Below are 20,714 nucleotides of genomic sequence, written 5' to 3' on the forward strand. Positions count from 1 at the left end.
CGCGCCTTGATCTCGCGCTTGAGCAGGTCGCCCAGCGGCAGCTCGGACAGCCGCACGTGGCCGTGGTCGTCGCGCTCGGCGTCCTCCATGCCCTCGAGGTCCGCGGGGTCGAGCAGCTCCGCGATGCCCTCCGCCAGAACCACCGTGCCGTTCTCGTCGCCGTGCGCACGCCGCTTGATGATCGAGCCCTCGATCACGTCGGCCAGCCGCGACAGCCGCAGCTTCTGGCCCGAGAACTCCTCGGGAATCAGCGTGAGCGTGGCGCCCGCGGCCTTGCCGATGCCCAGCGCCAGGTGGCCCGCCTTGCGGCCCATGGCCACGAGCAGATACCAGCGGCTGGTCGCGCGCGCGTCCTCCATCAGGCTCTCGACGAGTGACACGCCGACGTGGCGCGCGGTCTCGAAGCCGAAGGTCACGATGCCGCCGGGCAGCGGCAGGTCGTTGTCGATGGTCTTGGGCACGTGCACCACCGAGAGCGCGCCGCCCGCCTGCGCCGCGACGCGGCTGGCCGAGAACGCGGTGTCGTCGCCGCCGATCGTGATCAACCAGCGCACGCCCAGCTCGCCGAGCGCCCGCACCACCGCCTCGAGCTTGGCGGGGTCCTTGGTCGGATTGGTGCGCGAGGTGCGCAGGATCGAGCCGCCGCGAAAGTGGATGCGAGACACGTCGCGGATCTCGAGCGGCTGGGCGTGCTGGGTGTCTCCCCGCGCCAGCCACTCGAAGCCGTCGAGGATGCCGATCACGCGCGCGCCGCGATTGCGCGCCTCGATGGTCGCCGCCGAGACGACTCCGTTGATCCCGGGCGCAGGCCCTCCGCCGACGAGCAACCCCACGCACGCACGCGAATCCGTCATGACGCCACCGTGCCGCAGTGCGTCGGGACGCACAAGTCTCGGCCGAACCGATACGATGTGGCCGCGGGAGAGACGGCTTGAACGAGATCGAGCGCAAGCGTGCGGCCAATCTGTGGGAGCCCTTTGCGCGCAAGTTCCCGCCGGTCGCCAAGGCCTGCGTGTTCACCGCGACTCCGGCGGTCGACCTGCACGACATCGGCGGGCTCGAGGACGCCAAAGACGAGATCCTCACCTACGCCTGCGCCGCGACCGAGCCCAAGATCTACCAGCGCTGGGGCACGTTCTCGCCCTCGGGGCTGTTGTTGATCGGGCCCGACGCGTCGGGAAAGTCACTGCTCGCGGGGGCGCTGGCCACGCGCACCGAGACGCCGTTCCTGCGCATCCGTGTGGCGCGCCTGGCGCTCCAGCTGCTGCACGCCGGCGGCAAGGCCGGCGACCTGTTGCAGGGCTGGCAGGAGACCTTGCTCGAGATCAAGCGAGTCACCGCCTACTTCGACGAGCTCGACTTCGCGCACGACCCGTCGCTGGGTGCGCCGCGCATGGACCTGCCCGCGAGCCAGCTGTCGGACTTCCTGCTCGAGCTGATCGACACCACCATCTCGGTGGTCGGGTCACTCACGCTGGGCGCCACCAGCCGCCCCGACACGCTGTCGCCGATCTACTTCCAGCCCGGGCGCTTCGAGCGCATCGTGTCCGTGAATCCCGCCGTCCCGGGCGACGTGATCGCCGCGCTCGAAATCCACGCCGCTGCGGCCGAGCAGCGCGCGGGGCGCAAGCTGTTCGCCAAGATCGACTGGCCGCGCGCGATCGAGCAGAACCGCGAGGCGGCGATCGGCAGCTGGGTGCAGCTGCTGCACGCGGTGCTGCGCCGCAAGGCGCGCTGCGAGGCGGCCTCCGAGCTCGCGGGCGAAGTCACGACCGAAGACGTGATGGCCGAGGTCGACCGCTTCAAGCGCGCGACGCTGCGGCTGCCGACGACCAGCGGCCGCTATCTCTGAGCGGACTGCGCGCTGAAGTTCTTGGCCGCGAACTCCCAGTTCAGCAGGTGGTCGACCACGCCGGCCACGTAGTCGGCGCGCCGGTTGCGCCGGTCGAGGTAGTAGGCGTGCTCCCAGACGTCGATCGTGAGCAGCGGAGTGAGTCCCTGGCGCATCGGATTGTCGGCATTGGGCAGCTGCAGCACGCGTAGCGCGCCCGCGCGGTCCACGACCAGCCAGGCGTAGCCGGAGCCGAACAGCGCGTTGGCCGCGGCCGCGAGCTGCCAGCGCAGCGCGCCGACGCTGCGGAACGATTCGTCGATCGCGCGGCGCAACGGCGCGGGCGGCTCCGTGCGAGTCACTGGCGTGAGGCTGCGCCAGTAGAAGTCGTGGTTCCAGACCTGCGCGGCGTTGTGCAGCACCTCGCCCTCGGAATGCTCCACCAGCTCCGCCAGCGAGCGCTCCGCGTCGCGTGTGCCGCCGATCAGCTCCTTGAGCTTTTCGAGATACCCGCGGTGGTGACGCTCATAGTGGACGTCGATGGTGAGCCCACTCACATAGGGCTCGAGCGCACTCTTCTCGTAGGGCAGGGGCGCGAGTTCGAATTCCATGGACGTCACGACTGCAACGCCCATGCCACGACTCACCGCGGAATTCTGCCCCGCTCAGAGGTGTCCGTTGGCCGCCGCCGAGTACACACCGAGCCGTGTGTACAAGGTCTTCAAGCTGATGCCGAGAATCTCTGCGGCGCGCTTCTTGTCGCCGGAGAGCTGGTCGAGCGTGGCCAGGATCAGCCTTCGCTCCACTTCCGCGATCGACGCGCCGACCTCGACGCGCAGCACCGCGCTCGAGCCCGGCGCCTGAGTGCTGGCCACCGCGTCGAGCGGTGGCAGGTCCTCGGGACCGATCGCGCGGTCGGCCAGGATCGCGGCGCGCTCCACCGCGTTGCGCAGCTCGCGCACGTTCCCGGGCCAGCCCAGCTCGAGCAAGCGCTGGTGCGCCGACTCCGAGAAGCGCTTGTCACTCGACTCGCGCCGATTCACCTCGGAGAGGAAGTGCTCGGCCAGGAGGATCACGTCCATGCCGCGCTCGCGCAGCGGCGGCAGGTCGATCGGGAACACGTTCAGGCGATACAGCAGGTCCTCGCGCAGCGTACCCTCCTCGACGGCGGCCTTGGGCTCGCGGTTCGAGGCGGCGATCACGCGCACGTCGACCGGGATGGGCTCGGTCGAGCCCACGCGGTTCAGCGTGCGGTTCTCGAGCACGCGCAGGAGCTTCACCTGCAGCTCGATCGGCATCTCGGTGATCTCGTCCAGGAACACCGTGCCGCCGTTCGCGCGCTCGAACAGGCCGATGTGTCTGCGCTCGGCGCCCGTGAAGCTGCCGCGCTCGTGCCCGAACAGCTCGCTCTCGATCAGGGTCGGAGTGACTGCGCCGCAGTTCACGGCCACCATCGGCTGGTCGCGCCGGCGCGACAGCTCGTGCACGGTGTGTGCGACCAGCTCCATGCCGGTGCCGCTCTGGCCCGTGATGAAGACGGTCGCCTCGGTCGGCGCGACGCGCGCCACCAGGTCGTACACCTCCTGCATCGGCTTCGCGCGCCCGATCAGCGGCCCGAAGCGGCCGAGCTCGCGCAGGTCCTCGCGCAGGGACGCCACCTCGCGGCGCAGCACCGTCTGACGCCGCACGTGCGCCAGCACCGTCGTCAGGCGGCGCCGGTCGACGGGCTTCGTGAGATAGTCGAGCGCGCCCTTCTGCAGTGACTCGACCGCGGTGTCCACGCTGCCCTGTCCCGTGACCACGACGAAGGCCGTGCCCTGGCCCACCGCCTCGTCGCGCGCGAGCTCCAGGCCCTCGCCGTCGGGCAGCGCCAGGTCCATCAGCACCAGGTCCGGTGAGACTCGGGCCAGGAGCGAACGCGTCTCGGCGAGGGACGCGGCCTGGCGCACCTGGAAGCCCTCGTGCTCCACGAGTTTCGCCATGCTCTCCCGGAACTCGGGGTCGTCATCGATCACTAGTGCGGTTTGGGGGTCCATCGACACCTCTCTTGGTGGTAAGTCTTTAGTGGTGGTCGTGGTCGGCGACGGGCACGCGGTTGAGCTGCGTCCAGTAGCGCGCGGCATCTGCAATCGCGGCGCCAGGTTCGAGGGCGTTGTATTCCTTGACGAGATAGCTGTTCGCCCCGAGCTCGTAGGAGCGGCGGATGTCCTCGGGTGAGTTGGACGACGACACCACCACGATCGGAATGTCCTTCGTCTCGGGCAGCTCGCGCAGGGCGCGCAGCAAGTCGAAGCCGTCGATGCGCGGCATGTGCAGGTCGAGGAAGATCACCTGTGGGCGCAGCGGTCCTTCCGCGGAGCTCGAGCCCAGATGCAGGGCCTGCAGCGCCTCGAGGCCGTCGCTCGCGATGCGCACGTCGATCGGGACCTTCGCCCGTTTGAACGCCCGCATCACCACCGAGATCTCGTCCCAGTCATCGTCCACCCACAACAGCACCCCGTTCAAGGCCGGGTCTCGCCGGCCGGCAGCTCGAGGAAGAACCGGGCGCCGGCCTCGCGCTCGGACTCGGCCCAGACGGCGCCGCCGTGGCGCTCCGCGATGCGCCGCACCACCGCGAGCCCGACGCCAGCGCCCGGGTAGGTGCCGCGCGGGTGCAGGCGCGAGAAGACCTGGAACAGCTTGGGCGCGAACTGCGGGTCGAAGCCGACGCCTTCGTCGCGCACGCAGATCAGCACGCCGCCCGAGTCACTCCGCAGCGCGGAGACTGCCACCTTGGCTTTCTCGCGCGTCTCCGAGAACTTGATCGCATTCGCGAACAGCTCCTCGAGCGCCGTCTGCAGGAGCGCGGGATCGGCCACCGGCTCGGCCAGCGCGCCCAGCTCGAGCTCTGCGCGCAGCTTCGGCGGCTTCACCGCGTCCCAGGCCTTGCGCGCGACCGCGGCCAGATCGACCGGCGCCGGCTCCACCGGCGCCCGCTCGACCTGCGCCAGGCGGGCGAGTGAGTCGAGCAGGGTGACCGCCGCATCCGCGCTGCGCCGCAGCCGCGCGATCAGCTCGTGCGCCCCGGCACTGAGGGCGTCGCCATGATCGAGCTCGAGGATCGACGCGTAGTTCAGGACCGCGCCCAACGGCGAGCGCAGCTCGTGAGACACGGCGCGATAGAGCGCTTCCAGCTCGCCTCGTGAATCGTTCGCTTTTCCCTCTCGTCGCATGTCCTGCTCCGGATTCTACAAAGGTGAATTCGACACGAGCTCGGTCCGCACATCCAAGCCCGCTACAGCCCCGACGGATGTGATTTTCCACACTCCGGGCGGACGGAGCAGCATCCGTGCCAGGATGACGGGGAGAAGAGCCGGCGAAGGTCCCTCGTGCCGAGTCAGCGCCAGCGCAGCCAGCACTGGAAGAACAGCGTGGCGAGGGCGGCGCACCAGAAGAGACCGACCACCACCCCTGCGGCGCTGGCGAGCGCCACGCCGAACAGGGAGCGGTGCAGGCGCTGGCGACGCGCGCGCTCGGCGTTGAGCCGCAGCAACGCCAGGCGCGGCGCGGCCCGTGGAGTCACTCGGCCTCGAATGAGCCGCAGGGCCGGCCGTGGCCGCTCGAGGCTGCCCTCGGGATCGGTCGGACCCGTACCGGGAAGCCATGGCCCGGTGCCGTCGTGCATCGCGCTCTCCTCGGCTCTCCGAGAGACGCGCGAGCAAGCGCTGTGCCGCGGGTTCGCAAGCGATGCGATGGCGCGCCCGGCGGAGCGCGCGGCGCATTCTACAATCAGGGCGCCGGAGCGCCGCGCGAATCAGTCGTCGGACTGCTCGACCGACTCACTGCCCGATTCGTCTTCCACGTTGGGCCGGACTTCGCCCGAGTTCGAGGGCTCGGGCGTCGTCTTGTCGAACTCTTCCTGAGCGCGCTGATTGACCTTCTTGGCCACGTCGGGGTCGGTCTCGTCTCCGGGCTGGATGCCGAGCTGCTTCTGCGCGTTCTCGCGCGCCTGCGCCCGGCGCGCGCGCTTGTGATACTTCTTCTCTTCCTGCCGGCAGTGCGGCGGCCCGCCTTCAGGATCGGTGAGACACTGCCATTCGAAGCCGGGGTCCGCGGGCGGAAGCCCGTGCGGGCCTGCCTGGCCCTTCGCGGCGGCGCCCGTCGGCGTCGCGGCCTTGCCCGGGCCGAGCTCGGGGTGCGCATTGATGCTCGTGCCCTCGCCTTCGAAGGAACGCGGCTCGGGAGCCGGCGCACTCTTCTGCGCAGCGCGCGGCGAGGACGGAGCCGGCGCCGCCGGCACCTGGTCTTCGGGCACGATCTTCACGGCGGGGCGTGACTTCGACGCGTTCTCCACCGCCTTCTGCCGGTACTGCGCCGGCACCTCGCTCGGGTCCGCCGCGGCGTGCACGACGCCGCGATCGTCGGTCCAGATGTAGGTCTGCGCCGACGCGAGACGTGCGCAGGCAACCAGAACAACGCAGAAGCCCAGCGAGCTGACGAAGCGATTCTTGCGCATGCCTTCGTATCGGTGCCGCGCGGGCGCCGCTTTACGAATCGCGCGCCGAGTTACGCCGGGTTCGCCGCCGCGCAGACCTGCTGGATCCCGGGACCCAGGGTGGGCGTCGCGAGCCGGCGGCGCAGGACCGCCACGTCGACGATGTCGCACGCGGCGGAGTTGCTCTCGACGTTGCACTTCGACACGCCGTGGATCGAGAGCGCGGGGCCGCCCGCCAGCACGCCGCGCAGCCGCGCGACGTCGCCGCCGTCGACGATGCCGTTGTCGGTCACGTCGCCGCACTGGCAGCGGTCGCCGATGCCGTCGGAGGGATCGCTGCCGATCGAGCCGGCGTCGGCCTGGTCGGTGTTGGTGGCGTAGGGGCAGTTGTCGCGGTCGTTGGTGAACGAGTCGAAGTCACCGTTCAGGTTGTTCGCCGGGTTCGCGAGCTGTGCGCAGCGGCCGTCGCGCAGCGTGCCCGCCTGCACGTAGCTGTTCGTCAGGTTGTTGCCGGCATCGAGGTTCCAGACGAAGGCGCTGCCCTCTGAGGCCGGGTTGCCCGGTCCGGGCGCAAACGGGCCCCAGGCCGGCGTGGCGATCGGCACGCCGTTGTCGGCGTAGCTCGTCCACGCCGTCTGCATGGCGTCGGAGAGCAGCGCGTCGCCGGCGTCGGGAGTCACTCCAAGGGCGCTCAGGCCCGCGGTGTTCCCGAACACGTAGAACAGCTCGCTGCCGTGGAAGGCGCCGAGGATCGAGGCGGGGTTGGGCGGGTAGGCGAAGTGATACACGTACGAGGTCGAGGCCTTGTCCGAGATGAGCTTGCCCACGTTGAAGGTCGGGCACACGAACAGGATGTCCTCGAACACGCGGCGATAGGCGGCGATCGGCGTGGGGAACGAGGCGCACGGATAGATCCCGAGCACCGTGTTGCCCGCGACCGTGCCGAGCGCCGCGCGCACCGTGTTCTCGTAGGCCGCGCAGTTGGGCAGGCTCGGCGAAGTGAGCGTGAAGATCGTGAGCTCGTTGGCGTTCGAGCCGAGCAGGAGCGGCTTGGGCGCGGCTGGTGACTCGAGGATCATCTGCGACGGCTGCTCGGTCAGCACGTAGTTGTCGATCGCGGGCGAGGTCGCTCCGCCGCCGATCGAGCCGATGCCGCCCGGGCTGCCCCAAACCGGGAAGATCTGCGCCGTGGTCTTGCCGCGCATGCAGGCGACGCGAGTCGAGGGATCGCTGCAGCCCAGGGTGGGGTCGCTCGACACCGTGACTCCGCGCGGGAACGCGGTGGTGTTCGGGTCCGGGAACGCACCGCTGGGCGCGCCCAACCCCGGCTGCAGCGGGATGGCCTGGCCGTACATGCCGCTCTCGCTGATCACGCGCGTGTAGTTCGCCTGGGCGATCGGCGAGGCCTCGAGGATGTAAGTCGAGAATCCGCCCGCCGACTCACCGAAGATGGTCACGTCGTTCGGGTCGCCGCCGAAGGCCGCGGCATTGTCGTGCACCCACTGCAGGGCGAGCGCCTGGTCGAGCAGGCCGTAGTTGCCGACCGAGCCGTTGGGGTCCTCGGACTGCAGCTCGGGCAGCGCCAGGAAGCCCATGGGGCCGAGCCGGTACTGGACCGCGACCACCACCTGACCGGGCCCGCCCGTCGAGGTGCCCTGGAGTGCCAGGTCACTGGCCTCGGACAGCGGGTCCTTCGCGCAGCCGGTCGTGAGCGCACCGCCGTGGATCCAGACCATGACCCGGCGCGGCGTCGCCGCGGCCGCGTCCGGCCGCCAGACCGAGAGCGTGAGACAGTCCTCGCTTCCGACCAGCGTTCCGTTGGCCTGACTCGCGTTGTCACGGCAGCCGTTCGCCGTGGTGGTGTTCAGGAACTGCGTGCAGGCGGCCTTCGGCGTAGTCGCGTCGATCGTGCCGACGACCGGTGTCTTCGCCACGGGCCGGCGCCAGCGCAAGTTCCCCACGGGCGGCTCCGCGAACGGAATGCCCAGGAACTTCTGCACGCCGCCGACGGTGGTTCCCTGGACGGTCCCCGTGCTGGTGACGACGGTCTGTGCGAGGGCAGGAGTGGCGAGCGCGACGAACCCGACGACGAGCCAGAGCTTCGCTTTCATCGGGAAATGGTACGACGCGAACCGCTCCCTAGGTTGTGAATTCCCAGCGCAGCAGCGAGGCCGAACAGCACCAGCGCCGCGCTGCCAGGCTCGGGCGCTTGCGAGATCTGTATGTCGAAGCCGTAGGAGACGGTTCCGGCATTGAAGTCCTGGATCCAGAGCGAGTACGTGCCGGCCGGAAGCGGCGGCACGAAACCGTCGGAGCCGAGCCCGCCCGTTCCGATCGCGGGCAGGATGTCCGTGCCGATCAGGCTCGGGTCGTAGTGAGTCCAGCCGAGTAACCCGGCCGCGCTGAAGCCGTTCGGGTCGACCGTGACCTGTGGTCCGGCCTGCACCCCGAAGAACGACAGCGATCCGCCCGACTGTGTGCCCGGGAGCTCGATGACCGCGCTCCACGCGTAGCCCACGGGCACGGTGAACGTGACGTAGTCACGATCGATGACCGTGCCCCGACCGGTCGTACCGAAGATCTCGTTGGACCCCGGCTGAAAGTCGAGTGAGGTGGGGTGGAGACCATCGGTCGAGAAATCGCCGACCGTAGCCTCGTCGAAGACGGTCGCAGCAGCTGCAGGAGTCGAGACGGCGAGCAGCACGAATAGAACAGGTATCAATCCCATTCGCACATTATGCGCTCGGCGAAGGTCCAAGTGGAGCATTTCGCCCACGTCTGCCCGATCGGTCAACCAATCGAGGATCCAGCCAGCCCGCCGGAGGGTTTAGAGTCGTGGGCGTGAGCGACCCGGGCCTGGCGGACGAGATCGAGCAACTGCGCCTGTCGGCGTCGCGCTTTGCGGCCGCGGAGCTCGCGCCGGCGGCGCGCGCGGCCGAGCAGGCTGGGACGTGGCCGCCGGACCGGCTCGAGGTGTTGGCCCGGCTCGCACTGCGCGAGCTCGACCTGCCGGAGGAGTACGGCGGAGCGGGCGCGGGCTGCCTCGCCAAGGTGGTCGTGCTCGAGACCCTCGCCGCCGGCGACGCGGGTGGGCTCGCGGCGGCAGACCAGCCCGGCATGGCGGCCGGGGCGCTCGCGGTCTGTCCCGACACGGGTCTCGCGCGCGCGATCGCGGACGAGTGTCTCGCGGGGCGCGCAGCCTGCGCCTGGCTGGCGCTCGATCCCGAGGGCCCGCCCGCGCGCGAGGTGCCCTGGGCGCCGGCCTGGCCCGCGCCGCGCTGGGTCTTCGTGAGCCGCGGAGAGTCACTCGAGGCGTGCGAGCCCGTGCACCCGGCCCGGCCCGTGCGCGCACTCGCGTTCGGAGCTTCGGGTGCGGTCTCGCTGTCACTCGACGGCGCGCGGGTGGCGGGCCGCTGGAAGCTCGAAGCCCGGACCGCGCTGGCCGTGCGCGGCCGAGCGCGCTTGTGGTGCGCGGCGGTCGCGCTGGGCGTGGCCCAATCCGCGTTCGACGCCACGGTCGCCTACACGCGCGACCGGGTGGTGTTCGGCAAGCCGGTCGCGCACCACCAGGGCAACGCCTTCGAGCTGGCGGTCGCGGCCACGAACCTGCAGGGCGCGCGGCTGTTGGTGCGCGACGCGGCGTCGAGCTGCGACGGGCTGGCGGCCGACGCGGGCTTCTGGGCCACGCAGGCCTGGCTGGCCGCGGTCGACGCCGCGGTGGGAGTCACCGACCTCGGCGTGCAGCTGCTGGGCGGCCACGGCTTCCTGGTCGATCACCTGGCCGAGAAGCGCTTCCGCGAAGCGCGCATGCTCGGGCTGCTCGCGGGCGGCCGTGACCTGGCCGACGCGGACCTCGCCGACGCGGTGCTCGGCGTTCCCGACCCGCTCGCGGAGGCGCCGTGATCGAGCTCGACCCGCGCACGCGCGAGATGCTCGCCGAGCTGCGCGAGCTCGGGCGGACCTACATGCGCCCGATGGGCCTGGAGAGCGACCGCACCGGCGCACCGCCGCCGGCAGACCATCCGTTCTACCTGATCTGCTCGCGCCAGGGCGGGCTCGTGAGTCGCGTGGTGGGCGAGGGCGAGCCGAGCGAAGGCCGCCCTGAGCGAGGCCGGCAAGCGGCGCGAGCCGCGCGCAGTGAGCCGCAGGCGAACGAAGCCCAACTTGACTGGAAGCCGCTGCGCGCGCTGCTCATCGCCGAGGAGAGCGCCTATTGGGACCGCGGCGTGGCGCTGTCACTGCCCGGTCCGGGCCTCGGCGGCGCCGCGCTGCGCAGCATGGCCACGCCGAGCAGCGCGAGCGTTTTCTCGCGCCGTTCGCGGATCACACGCGCGCGCACTGGGGCGCCATGGCCATGACCGAGCCCGGCGCGGGCAGCGACGTGGCGCGCATCCAGACGCGCGCGCGGCGCGAGGGTAGTGACTGGCGGCTCGACGGCGCGAAGATGTTCTGCTCCAACGGCGCGCGCGCCGACTGGGTGGTGGTCTGGGCGACCGTCGACCCGGCGAAGGGCCGCGACGGCCACCGCGCGTTCGTGGTGCCTCGGGGCACGCCGGGCTTCGAGCTGCTCAAGATCGAGCACAAGATGGGCTCGCGCGGCTACGAGACCGCGAGCTTCGCGCTCGACGGCGTGCGCGTGCCCGCGGAGAACCTCCTGGGTGGTGAGTCGGCGTACCGCACGCGCGAGGGCTTCCGCGGCGCGATGGCTACGTTCAACCTCACGCGGCCGATCCACGCCGCGCAGGGCGTCGGCATGGGGCGCGCCGCGTACGACCACGCGCTGGCGTTCGTGAAGGCCGAGTATCCGAGTCACGGGCTGCGCCGCCGCCGCGCGCTGGAGAGACTGGCCGAGATCCGCCGCGGGCTGCAGACCGCGCGCCTGCTGTGCATCGACGCGGTGCGGCTGGCGCGCCGCAACCAGCCCAACTCGCTCGAGGCCTCGTACGCCAAGCTGTTCGCGCCGCCGGTGGTGTTCCGGGCGATCGCGGCTGCGCTCGACATCGTGGGCGAGGCCGGCGTGCGCGCCGATGCGCACCTGGAGAAGCTCTACCGCGACGTGAAGATCCTGGACATCGGCGAGGGCACGCAGCAGGTGCAGAGACTCGTGATCGCCCGACAGCTCCTCGGCCTGCCGCGGGAGGCGTGAAGTGAGTCGCCTGCCGCTCGACGACGTGCGCGTGATCGATCTCACGGTCGCGCGCGCCGGCCCGACCTGCGTGCGCCAGCTCGCCGATTGGGGCGCCGACGTGGTGCGCATCGAGCCGCCGGCCGTCGAGTCCGTGGTCGGGGAGCGCCGCCACGGCTCCGACTTCCAGAACCTGCACCGCAACAAGCGCGCGCTGTCACTCGACCTGAAGAGCGCCGAAGGCCGCGAGCTCCTGTACCGGCTCGTGGACCGCGCCGACGTGCTGGTCGAGAACATGCGTCCGCCCGTGAAGCACAGACTCGGCTTCGACTGGGAGACACTGCGCGCGCGCAACCCGCGCCTGGTCTACGGCTCGATCTCGGGCTTCGGCCAGGACGGGCCGTACGCCGAGCGGGGCGGCGTGGACCAGATCGCGCAGGGCATGGGCGGTCTGATGAGCGTGACCGGCATGCCCGGCACCGAGCCCACGCGCGTGGGCATCCCTGTGAGTGACCTCTCGGCCGGGCTGTATCTCGCGGTCGGCATCCTCGTCGCGCTGCACGACCGCGCGCGCACGGGGCAGGGCAGGTGGGTCCAGACCTCGCTGCTCGAGTCGATGATCGGCATGATGGACCTGCAGGCCGTGCGCTGGACCATCGACCACACCGTGCCGGCGCAGGAAGGCAATCACCACCCGCAGTTCCTGCCCATGGGCTGCTTCCGCACGTCGGACGGCTGGGTGAACGTCGCCGGGCCCGGCGGCCGGCTGCTGCGGAACTTCTGCAAGGCGATCGGCCTGCCCGAGCTGCCCGCGGACCCGCGCTTCGACTCACCCGCGAAGCGTTTCGCGCACCGCGGCGAGCTGAACGAGATCGTGGCCGCGCGCCTGCGCACGCGCAGCACCGCGGAGTGGATCGAGGCCTTGAACCAGGTCGGCGTGCCGTGCGGGCCCGTCTACCGCATGGACCAGGTGTTCGCCGACCCGCAGGTGACTCACCTGCGCATGAAGAGCGAGGTCGCGCATCCCGCGCTCGGCACGCTCGCGCTGGTGCGCAACGCGGCGACCATGAACGACGCGGCGCCCAGCGTGCGCACCCCCACGCCCGAGGCCGGTCAGCACACCGACGAGGTGCTGCGCGAGCTGGGGCTCGCGCCGGCCGAGATCCAGGAGCTGCGCCGGAAGGGGATCGTATGAGGAGGATCGAGACCGGGACCGACAAGCTGCTCGCCGACGTCGAGGACGGCGTCGCGCGAGTCACCTTCAACCAGCCCACCAAGCGCAACGCGCTGTCGCTCGAAATGCGCGCTGCCCTGCCGAAGCTCTTGCAGTCACTCCAGGACGACCCGGAGGTGCGCGTGGTGGTGCTGACCGGCGCCGGCACGGAGGCCTTCATCTCCGGCGCCGACATCTCGGAGTTCGGCCAGCAGCGGACCAGCCCCGAGTCACGCGCCGAGTACGACCGCCAGGGCGCGGACTCCGGGCGCGCCTGGCTCGCGCTCGAGAAGCCGGTGATCGCGATGATCCGCGGCTTCTGCATGGGCGGCGGCCTGCTCACCGCGCTGCAGGCCGACATCCGCATCGCCTCGGACGACGCGCGCTTCGGCATCCCCGCGGGCCGCCTGGGCCTGGGCTACGGCTTCGGCGGCGTGGACGCGCTCGCCCAGGTGGTCGGCGCGGCCTGGGCCGCAGAGATCCTGTTCTCCGCCCGGCGACTCACCGCCCCCGAAGCGCTGCAGGCGGGCCTCGTGAGCCGCGTGGTGCCGGGCGAGAGACTCGAAGCCGAGGTCGGCGAGCTGGCCCGGGCGATCCGCGACAACGCGCCGCTCACGGTGGCCGCGCTCAAGGCCGCCCTGCGCGAGTGGCGCCGCGAGCCGGCCAGGCGCGACCTCGCGCGCGTGGCGGCGCGAGTCGAGGCCTGCTTCCGCTCGAACGACTATCGCGAGGGCCAGCGCGCGTTCGCGGAGAAGCGCCGCCCGAAGTTCACGGGTACGTGAGATGATCCGCGCATGAAGCTGCTCGCGATCACTTTCGTCGCGCTGATCACCCAGTCACAGGTCCAGGGGCCCGACCTGGTCGGCAAATGTCAGGCCGCCGCGGCGCAGAAGGCGGGCGTGCAAGCTTCCGCGGTGAAGGTGCGCGGCAAGTACAAGGGTCAGGACGGGCACATCATGCTCGACTTCAAGCTCGCCGACGGCCGCGTCGGCGTGTGCCGCTCGAAGCCCGACGCCACCGTCGACGAGGTCAAGCTCGAGGAGAAAGCGCCAGAACCTGCGCGATGAACTCGTCGGGGCGGTCCGGAGTCACGATGTAGGTGGCTTTCGCCGTGCGCAGCACGACCGCGTTGGCGGCGTCGGTCGCCAGCACCCGGCACCAGCCGTAGGGCTCCACGCGGCGCCAGCCGTTCAGCGCGAAGAAGCCGTTGTTGCCGAAGCCCATCCAGGTGAAACGGAGGGCGCTCGGGTCGCGCGCCGCGGCGTGCAGCCCGCTCAGCGAGTGACTCGAGGCCCACAGCGGGCGGGTGACGCGGAGCACGCCGGGCTCGATGCGATAGCCGCGGATCGCCAGCAGCGCGATCGCGACGAGCAGGACCACCAGCAGCGCCGCCGTCGACAGGAAGATCGTCGACGCCGGCCAGGGCGCCCGGAACGAGAGCCCGAGCATCAGGGCCGCCTCGGCGAGCAGCACCACCGTGCCGAGCACCGACGTGGCCACGACCCGCGGCGACAGCCGTGCCTCGAAGTCACTCCCCACGTCGGGAAGGGTTAGCCGGGGCTTGTAGGGTCTACAAGGCGATTCTCCAAAGGCCGACCGGCCGCTGCCTCCCGGGGGCCGCAGCGGGCCCCGGGGGCTGGCCCGGGCCATGCACTAACCGAGGCCAATCGCAGCAACCCCCGAAAAAGGGCGTGACCTGGGGTACATCGACGAAGCCCGCCCACCCCCTCTCGTCGCCCCAAGCCCCAGGTCACGCCCGCTTCCCCTGTCATCGCGCGCGAGTTAAGATCCCATGCGATGTCACTCAGGTCTCTCGCGCTGTGTCTCGCGCTGGCCGCGGCGCTGTCGGGCTGCAAGATCGTGCCTCTGGTGGAAGCCCCGCGCATGCGCGCCGGCGACACACCCGAGCTGACGCGCTCCGCGATCATCCGCGCGCTGATCGGCTTCGAGTACATGGTCGACGAGGAGTCACCGGGCCGGATCCGCGCCCGCTACGAGCAGAACTCGTGGACCATGGTGGTGGACATCACGTACGGGCAGGATGTCGCGATCCAGTACGCCGACAGCGTCGGCCTGGGCCACAAGGTCGAGCACGATGTCTCGTACATCCATCGCGGCTACAACGAGCGCGTGCAGGAGCTCGCCAAGGAGATCCAGCGGCAGATCATGATCGCGAGCCTCGAGACGCGGCCCATGCCCACCGCGTCGCCCGCCCCGCCGCCACCGCCCACGACGCGCTGAGCCACGCGTGCGGGCCGTGGTCGCGACCGCTTTTGCGCTCTGGCTCACGGCGTGCGCCTCGGGGCCGGTGCTCGATCCCTCGGGCATTCCGGGCGCGCCGCGCGACGATCTGACTCTGCTCGCGATCCGGCGCGCATGCGCCGTGGTCGGCTTCACGATCCAGGAGGAAGTCCCGGGGCGCGTGCGCGCGCGCGTCGCACGACACGAGTGGATGCTCGAGGTCGACGTGCTCTACGGCGGGCCGACCGTGAGCATTCGCTACGCGAACAGCAACGAGCTCGGATACTGGGTGGGGAAGGATGGGCGCCCCCACATCCGCTCCTCATACAACGACTGGGTCATGCGGCTCGCCGACGCGATCCAGCGCAACGCGAAACTGGTCGCCGCCGACGTCGATCCCGACTCACAGCTCGGTCCGCCCGTCGCCGAGCCCGCGAAGTCGGCGGACTGAAGCGCTACGATTGGCGCATTCGCATCAATCGCTTCTTCACCGACCACGGGATCTGCTCTCGGCGCGAAGCCGACAAGCTCGTTGCCGCCGGACGCGTGCGCCTGAACGGGCGCGTCGCGGTGCACGGTGACTCGGTCGCCGAAGGCGACAAGGTCGAGCTCGACGGCAAGCCGGTGCGGGTGCGGGACAAGAAGGCGGTCGTGCTCGCCTATCACAAGCCGCCGGGCATCGAGTGCACGTCGGATCCGCGCGTGGCCGACAACATCATCCAGGCGGTGAACTTCCCCGAGCGCGTGTTCCACGTCGGCCGGCTCGACAAGTTCTCCGAAGGGCTGATCCTGCTCACGAACCGCGGCGAGCTCGTGAACGCGATCCTGCGCGCGGGTCACGGCCACGAGAAGGAGTACGTGGTCGAGACCGACAAGCCGATCACCGAGAGGGCGCTCGCGCGCATGCGCGCCGGCATTCCGCTCGACGGCCGCAAGACTCTGCCCGCGGTGGCCGAGCGTCTCGCCGGGCGCGTGTTCCGGCTCGTGCTGCGCGAGGGCCGCAACCGGCAGATCCGGCGCATGTGCGAGGCGCTCGAGCTGCGCGTGAAGCGGCTGGTGCGCGTGCGCGTGATGAACGTGGAGCTCGGCGACCTGCGGCCGGGCCGCTGGCGGAAGCTCCGCGCCGACGAGCTGCGCGCGCTCGAGGCCCTGCTCGCGGCGGGAGTGAGTAGTCCGCTACACACCTCCGCGGAGAGCGCCTCCGGGTGACTCGCCGCGCGCCGCTCCGAGCGGCGCCAGTCACTTGGGGCCTCGACCTGCGCCGGACCTGCACGCTCCCGGACCTCGGGCATGGCGGCTGCATCCTCTGCCGCCGCAGCAACGGAGGACCGAATGTCCGAAGCCAAGCGAATCTCCCTCAACCGTCTGTTCTCCGCCGACCTCGGCGTGGATCTCGGCACCGCGAACGCGCGAGTCACGAGCCGCCGCACCGGCGAAGTCTTCTCCACCCCTGCCGTCGTGGCACGCGACCGCCGCACCGGCGAGATCCACGCGGTGGGCCAGCACGCCGCCGACCTGATCGCGCGCCTGCCGGAGGCGATCGAAGAGGTGCGCCCGCTGCGCGACGGCGCGATCGCCGACTACGAAGGCGCGATGGTGCTGCTGCGCGCGCTGATCCTGCACGCGCGCAACCGCCTGGCGCTGCGCCGCCCGCGGCTCGTGCTGAGCGTGCCCTGCGAGCTGACGCAGGTGGAGCGCCGCGCGCTGGTCTCGGCGGCGAAGGGCGCGGGCGCGCGCGAGGTGTATCTCCTGGCGGCGCCCATGGCAGCGGCGCTCGGCGCCGGCGTGCCCGCCGCGGAGCGCGGCGGCAAGCTCGTGATCGACATCGGCGCCGGCACCACCGACGTCGCGGTCGTGACCCTGTCCGGCGTCGTGCACTCGCGCACCATGCGCGTGGGCGGCGCCCGCCTCGACGAGGCGATCCGCACCTGGATGAAGCGCAAGCTCGACGTCGAAATCGGACTCAGCCAGGCGCGCGTCCTGAAGGAGCAGCTCGGCTGCGCCCTCCCGCGCCAGGACCACCGCGACGTGACGATCGATGCGCGCGACCGGGTGACCGGCGCGCTGCGCGTGGTGCGCGTGCGGGCGGAGGAGCTGCGCGAGGCCCTGGCCCCGGCAGTCAGCGCGCTGGTGGAAGCGGTGCGCACGGTGATCGAAGACGCACCGCCCGAGCTCTCGGCCGACATCGCCGCGAACGGCATCGTGCTCGCGGGCGGCGGGGCGCGGCTCGACGGTCTCGCGGAGCTCCTGATGCGCGAGCTGAAGCTCCCGGTCGCGGTCGCCAAGGACCCGATGACGGCGGGCGTCGCCGGCTGCGGCGGGTGTCTCGAGCGGATCGACCTGCTGCGCGACCTGCGGCTCGAGGCCCGCGCGCGCACGCGCCACCTCGAGGCGGCCTAAGACCCCTCGCGCCAGCGGTGGGGCTTGCCCTGCCAGTCGGTGACTTCGCGCGCGCCCTCGGCGTCGGAGTCACTCAGGTACGACGGTCCGATCGGCACCTTGCCGGCGCCGCCCGGAATGTCGAGCACGTAGGTCGGCTGGCACAGGCCCGACACGCGCCCGCGCAGCCCGCGCACCAGCTCCTGACCCGTCGCCAGCGAGGTGCGGAAGCGTGCCGTGCCTGGCGCCAGGTCCAGGTGGTGCAGGTAGTAGGGCTTCACGCGCAGCGCGACGAGCGCGCGGAACAGCTCCTCGAGCGCAGCGGGCTCGTCGTTCACGCCGGCGAGCAGCACCGTCTGCGCCAGGAGCGGAATGCCGGCGCGGCTGAGTCGCGCGACCGCGGCTCGCGCCTCGCCGTCGAGCTCGCGGGCGTGGTTGGCGTGCAGGACGACCCACAGCGCCTTGTGCGTGTCGAGCGCGTCGACGAGCTCGGCCGTGACTCGCTCCGGGTCGGCGGTCGGCACGCGCGTGTGGATGCGGATCACCTGCACGTGCGCGATCGCCTCGAGCCGCCGCACGAGCTCGCCGAGCCGGCGCGGCGAGAGCACGAGCGGATCGCCGCCGGAGAGGATCACCTCCCAGATGCGCGCGTCCGCCGCGACGTAGGAGAGCGCGCGCTCCAGCTCCGCGGTCGAGAGTGACTCGCCGCCGGTCCCCACGCGTTCGCGGCGGAAGCAGAAGCGGCAGTAGACCGCGCAGGCGTGCGTGGGCGTCAGCAGCACGCGGTCGGGATAGCGGTGGATGACGCCCTTCACCGGCCGGTGCGCGAGGTCGCCGATCGGGTCGTCGAGCTCGTCGGGCGCGAGTGCCAGCTCCTCGGGGTCGGGCACGAACTGGCGCGCCAGCGGATCCGCGGGGTCGGCTGGATCGATGCGCGCCGCGAGCGACGGAGTGAGTCCCACCGACCAGCGCGACGCCACCTCGCGCAGCGCTTCGGCGCGCTCGGGCGGCACGAGCCCCCCGGCCGCCAGCTCCGCGATCCCGAGCGCGCGAGTCATGTTCCTTCCGTCTCCCAGTCCACCGGCGCGAACAGCACGTCGTCGATGCGCTCGGCCCCGGTCGCGCACATCACCAGCCGGTCGAAGCCCAGCGCCATCCCCGCGCACTCGGGCAGGCCGTGCGCGAGCGCCGCGAGGAAGTCCTCGTCGATGGGATAGCGTTCCCCGTAGAGCCGCGCCTTCTCGGCCTGCTCCCGCTCGAACCGCCGCCGCTGCTCGACCGGGTCGGTGAGCTCGCTCCAGCCGTTCGCGAGCTCGAGCCCGCACACGAACAGCTCCACCCGCTCCGCCAGCGACGAGTCACCCGGCTTCGCGCGCGCGAGCGCCGCCAGCTCGATCGGCCAGTCGAGCAAGAGGGTCGCCCGACCGATGCCCAGCCGCGGCTCCACCGACTCGAGGAACACGCGGAAGAAGCGCTCCTCGAAGCCCTCGCGCCCCCCCCGCCGCAGCTCCTCCATCGAGACCCCCGCGTGCTTGGCGAACGCGTCGGCGACGCTCAGCCGCTCCGCCGCAGCCCGCGGGTCACACTCGGCGCCGCGCCAGCGCAGGGTCTCCGTCCCGGCGGCCTCGGCCACCACGCGCAGCAGCGCCACGCAGTCGCGCTGCAGCGCCTCGTAAGTCGCGCCCGCGCGGTACCACTCGAGCATCGTGAACTCGGGCGAGTGAGTCGACGACCGCTCCGAGTTCCGGAACGAGTGCGCCAGCTCGAAGATGCGCGGCAGCCCCGCCGCCAGCAGCTTCTTCAGCGTGAACTCGGGCGACGTGCGCAGGTAGCGCGTGCCCGGCGCCCCGCCATGCGGATCGCGCAGCCGGGTCTCGAACGCGAACAGATGCGGCTCGAGCCCCGGAGAGACCTGCAGCGCCGGAGTCTCCACCTCGAGGAACCCCTCGGCCGCAAAATGAGCGCGGACCGCCGAAGCGATCCGCGCCCGCGCCTCGAGCTTCGCGCGCCGCAAAGCAAAGCCATCAGGGTGCCACCAGCGATCGGAGCTCATCGAGGCGCCAGCTTCCCGATCCGGGGCGCGAAGCGCAACTTGCCGATGAGCGAGAGCAATGTGGTTCTCGGTGGCGATGGCAGCGCGCGAGACGGCGGCCGAGCTCGGCCGAAGGTCGCAGAGTCGCTACGCGACCGCAGATGGCGGCTGGACCGAGTGGCGGTTCGAGGCGATATCGACGGTCTGCACGGTCGACACACCGGGGCTCGACTCACGCGCCAGCGGCGCCGAAGTCTTCTGGCGCTTCCTGCGCGAGTCGGAGGCGCTGAGCCTGCTCACACCGTTCGGAGACTCCGCGTGAGCTCGTGCGCCTCGCTCACGATGCGCTCGGGCTCGAAGCCGTAGCGTTTGAGCAGCTCCTTCAGGGGGGCGGACTTTCCGAACGTTTCCATGCCGATGATCCGGCCGGAGTCGCCCACGTAGCGCTCCCAGCCGAGCGTCGAGGCCTGCTCGATCGCGATGCGCGCGCGCACCGCCGGGGGCAAGACGGTGTCGCGGTAGTCCTTGGGCTGGCGGTCGAAGAGCTCCCACGACGGCATCGACACCACGCGCGAGCGGATGCCCTCGGTCACGAGCTTCTCGTGGGCTTCGAGGGCGAGACTCACCTCGCTGCCGCTCGCGATCAGGATCAGCTCGGGCGGCGCCGCACCGTCGCAGTCGGCCAGCACGTAGGCGCCGCGCGCGACGCCCGACGCGGGCGCGTAGCGCTTGCGGTCGAAGGTCGGCAGCGGCTGGCGCGACAGCGCGAACGCGACCGGCCCGTGGTGGAACGGCAGGACGGTGCGGTACGCCTCGACCACTTCGTTGGCGTCGGCGGGGCGCAGAGTCACCAGACCCGGGATCGCGCGCAGCGAGGCGAGCTGCTCCACGGGCTGGTGCGTAGGGCCGTCCTCGCCGTCGCCCATGGCGTCGTGCGTGAACACCCACAGCACGGGCAGCTCCATCAGCGCCGACAGCCGCAGGGAGCCGCGCATGTAGTCACTGAAGATCAGGAATGTGGAGCCGTAGGCGCGCAGCTTCGAGAGCGACAGGCCGTTCACGATCGCGGCCATGGCGTGCTCGCGGATGCCGAAGTGCAGGTTGCGGCCGCCGGGTGACTCGGCTTCGAGGTCTCCCGCCTCCGGGAACTTCAGCAGCGTACGCGTGGACGGGCCGAGGTCCGCGGCGCCGCCGAGCAGCCAGGGGATCCTGCGCGCCAGCGCGTTCAACGCCTGGCCCGACGCGTCGCGTCCGGCGACGCCCTTCGCGTCGGCGGGGAACACCGGCAGGTCGCGGTCCCAGCCGTCGGGCAGGTCGCGCCGCTGCATGAGCTCGATCTCGAGCGCGAGCTCGGGGTACGCGCGGCGGTAGCGCTCGAAGCGCTCGCTCCAGTCATGGTGCGCCACCTCGCCCCGCGCG

Annotated in this window: 25 protein-coding genes; 12 read left to right on the forward strand and 13 right to left on the reverse strand. The window is 71.4% G+C overall.

Annotated elements, in window-relative coordinates; all coding sequences use genetic code 11:
- On the reverse strand, nt 1-854 hold an 854-nt coding region (locus VMR86_16200), incomplete at its 3' end, for a 6-phosphofructokinase (GenBank protein HTO08591.1).
- A gap of 77 nt (nt 855-931) precedes the next feature.
- Between VMR86_16200 and VMR86_16205 the strand changes: the two genes are divergently transcribed.
- The gene (locus VMR86_16205) at nt 932-1,852 is read left to right on the forward strand and encodes an AAA family ATPase (protein ID HTO08592.1); all 921 of its coding nucleotides are present in this window, start codon (nt 932-934) and stop codon (nt 1,850-1,852) included.
- On the opposite strand, the gene VMR86_16210 is transcribed toward VMR86_16205, so the two are convergent.
- From VMR86_16210 to VMR86_16245, 8 genes are all read right to left on the reverse strand, one after another.
- A complete protein-coding gene (locus tag VMR86_16210; GenBank protein ID HTO08593.1) occupies nt 1,843-2,442 on the reverse strand; it encodes a superoxide dismutase in 600 nt (199 codons plus the stop codon). The two genes, VMR86_16205 and VMR86_16210, sit on opposite strands and share 10 nt — an antisense overlap.
- Before the next feature lie 54 nt (nt 2,443-2,496).
- On the reverse strand, nt 2,497-3,867 hold the full coding sequence (locus tag VMR86_16215) for a sigma-54 dependent transcriptional regulator (GenBank protein ID HTO08594.1): 1,371 nt from the start codon (nt 3,865-3,867) through the stop codon (nt 2,497-2,499).
- A 25-nt stretch (nt 3,868-3,892) separates the two neighbouring features.
- The gene (locus VMR86_16220; protein HTO08595.1) at nt 3,893-4,327 is read right to left on the reverse strand and encodes a response regulator; all 435 of its coding nucleotides are present in this window, start codon (nt 4,325-4,327) and stop codon (nt 3,893-3,895) included.
- Between the two features lie 5 nt (nt 4,328-4,332).
- Nucleotides 4,333-5,043: an ATP-binding protein gene (locus VMR86_16225; protein ID HTO08596.1), complete on the reverse strand. Its 711-nt coding sequence runs from the start codon at nt 5,041-5,043 to the stop codon at nt 4,333-4,335.
- A gap of 164 nt (nt 5,044-5,207) precedes the next feature.
- Nucleotides 5,208-5,495 (reverse strand): hypothetical protein, encoded by a 288-nt coding sequence (locus VMR86_16230; GenBank protein ID HTO08597.1) that lies wholly within the window; start codon nt 5,493-5,495, stop codon nt 5,208-5,210.
- Nucleotides 5,496-5,624: 129 nt separating this feature from the next.
- On the reverse strand, nt 5,625-6,326 hold the full coding sequence (locus tag VMR86_16235) for a hypothetical protein (protein HTO08598.1): 702 nt from the start codon (nt 6,324-6,326) through the stop codon (nt 5,625-5,627).
- A gap of 50 nt (nt 6,327-6,376) precedes the next feature.
- Nucleotides 6,377-8,416 (reverse strand): carboxylesterase family protein, encoded by a 2,040-nt coding sequence (locus VMR86_16240; GenBank protein ID HTO08599.1) that lies wholly within the window; start codon nt 8,414-8,416, stop codon nt 6,377-6,379.
- Nucleotides 8,413-9,009, reverse strand: a complete 597-nt coding sequence (locus VMR86_16245; GenBank protein HTO08600.1) for a hypothetical protein — start codon at nt 9,007-9,009, stop codon at nt 8,413-8,415. The genes VMR86_16240 and VMR86_16245 overlap by 4 nt, the downstream gene beginning before the upstream one ends.
- A gap of 137 nt (nt 9,010-9,146) precedes the next feature.
- Between VMR86_16245 and VMR86_16250 the strand changes: the two genes are divergently transcribed.
- The 6 genes from VMR86_16250 to VMR86_16275 are packed head-to-tail and all read left to right on the forward strand — an operon-like array spanning nt 9,147 to nt 13,710.
- Nucleotides 9,147-10,208, forward strand: a complete 1,062-nt coding sequence (locus VMR86_16250) for an acyl-CoA dehydrogenase (protein ID HTO08601.1) — start codon at nt 9,147-9,149, stop codon at nt 10,206-10,208.
- On the forward strand, nt 10,205-10,663 hold the full coding sequence (locus VMR86_16255) for a hypothetical protein (GenBank protein ID HTO08602.1): 459 nt from the start codon (nt 10,205-10,207) through the stop codon (nt 10,661-10,663). The genes VMR86_16250 and VMR86_16255 overlap by 4 nt, the downstream gene beginning before the upstream one ends.
- Nucleotides 10,660-11,451 (forward strand): acyl-CoA dehydrogenase family protein, encoded by a 792-nt coding sequence (locus VMR86_16260; GenBank protein HTO08603.1) that lies wholly within the window; start codon nt 10,660-10,662, stop codon nt 11,449-11,451. The genes VMR86_16255 and VMR86_16260 overlap by 4 nt, the downstream gene beginning before the upstream one ends.
- Before the next feature lies 1 nt (nt 11,452).
- Nucleotides 11,453-12,625, forward strand: coding sequence for a CaiB/BaiF CoA-transferase family protein (locus tag VMR86_16265; protein HTO08604.1), 1,173 nt, complete (start codon nt 11,453-11,455; stop codon nt 12,623-12,625).
- Entirely contained in the window at nt 12,622-13,425 is an 804-nt protein-coding gene (locus tag VMR86_16270) for an enoyl-CoA hydratase (protein ID HTO08605.1), read from the forward strand. The genes VMR86_16265 and VMR86_16270 overlap by 4 nt, the downstream gene beginning before the upstream one ends.
- Nucleotides 13,426-13,437: 12 nt before the next feature.
- Nucleotides 13,438-13,710 carry a hypothetical protein gene (locus VMR86_16275; GenBank protein ID HTO08606.1) on the forward strand — a complete coding sequence of 91 codons (273 nt, stop codon included), beginning with the start codon at nt 13,438-13,440 and terminating at the stop codon, nt 13,708-13,710.
- On the opposite strand, the gene VMR86_16280 is transcribed toward VMR86_16275, so the two are convergent.
- A complete protein-coding gene (locus VMR86_16280) occupies nt 13,673-14,182 on the reverse strand; it encodes a PH domain-containing protein (GenBank protein ID HTO08607.1) in 510 nt (169 codons plus the stop codon). The genes VMR86_16275 and VMR86_16280 overlap by 38 nt on opposite strands.
- A gap of 258 nt (nt 14,183-14,440) precedes the next feature.
- Here VMR86_16280 and VMR86_16285 point away from each other — a divergent pair, with 258 nt between their 5' ends.
- The 4 genes from VMR86_16285 (at nt 14,441) to VMR86_16300 (ending at nt 17,284) form a co-directional block, all read left to right on the forward strand.
- Nucleotides 14,441-14,884, forward strand: coding sequence for a hypothetical protein (locus VMR86_16285; GenBank protein ID HTO08608.1), 444 nt, complete (start codon nt 14,441-14,443; stop codon nt 14,882-14,884).
- 7 nt (nt 14,885-14,891) lie between these two features.
- The gene (locus VMR86_16290; GenBank protein HTO08609.1) at nt 14,892-15,335 is read left to right on the forward strand and encodes a hypothetical protein; all 444 of its coding nucleotides are present in this window, start codon (nt 14,892-14,894) and stop codon (nt 15,333-15,335) included.
- Between the two features lie 50 nt (nt 15,336-15,385).
- Nucleotides 15,386-16,093 (forward strand): pseudouridine synthase, encoded by a 708-nt coding sequence (locus VMR86_16295; GenBank protein ID HTO08610.1) that lies wholly within the window; start codon nt 15,386-15,388, stop codon nt 16,091-16,093.
- Between the two features lie 123 nt (nt 16,094-16,216).
- Nucleotides 16,217-17,284, forward strand: coding sequence for a rod shape-determining protein (locus VMR86_16300; GenBank protein HTO08611.1), 1,068 nt, complete (start codon nt 16,217-16,219; stop codon nt 17,282-17,284).
- Here the strand turns inward: VMR86_16300 and VMR86_16305 are convergent.
- Complete coding sequence (locus tag VMR86_16305; GenBank protein ID HTO08612.1) at nt 17,281-18,321, reverse strand: lysine-2,3-aminomutase-like protein; 1,041 nt, start codon at nt 18,319-18,321, stop codon at nt 17,281-17,283. The two genes, VMR86_16300 and VMR86_16305, sit on opposite strands and share 4 nt — an antisense overlap.
- Nucleotides 18,318-19,316 carry an EF-P lysine aminoacylase EpmA gene (gene epmA, locus VMR86_16310; GenBank protein HTO08613.1) on the reverse strand — a complete coding sequence of 333 codons (999 nt, stop codon included), beginning with the start codon at nt 19,314-19,316 and terminating at the stop codon, nt 18,318-18,320. Before epmA ends, VMR86_16305 begins: the two co-directional genes overlap by 4 nt.
- Nucleotides 19,317-19,374: 58 nt before the next feature.
- On the opposite strand from epmA, the gene VMR86_16315 reads away from it, so the two are divergent.
- Nucleotides 19,375-19,617, forward strand: a complete 243-nt coding sequence (locus tag VMR86_16315) for a hypothetical protein (GenBank protein ID HTO08614.1) — start codon at nt 19,375-19,377, stop codon at nt 19,615-19,617.
- On the opposite strand, the gene VMR86_16320 is transcribed toward VMR86_16315, so the two are convergent.
- The coding region (locus VMR86_16320; GenBank protein HTO08615.1) for a transketolase C-terminal domain-containing protein at nt 19,592-20,714 on the reverse strand (1,123 nt) is incomplete at its 5' end. The two genes, VMR86_16315 and VMR86_16320, sit on opposite strands and share 26 nt — an antisense overlap.

Source organism: Myxococcota bacterium (assembly GCA_035498015.1).
Taxonomy (GTDB): domain Bacteria; phylum Myxococcota_A; class UBA9160; order SZUA-336; family SZUA-336; genus VGRW01.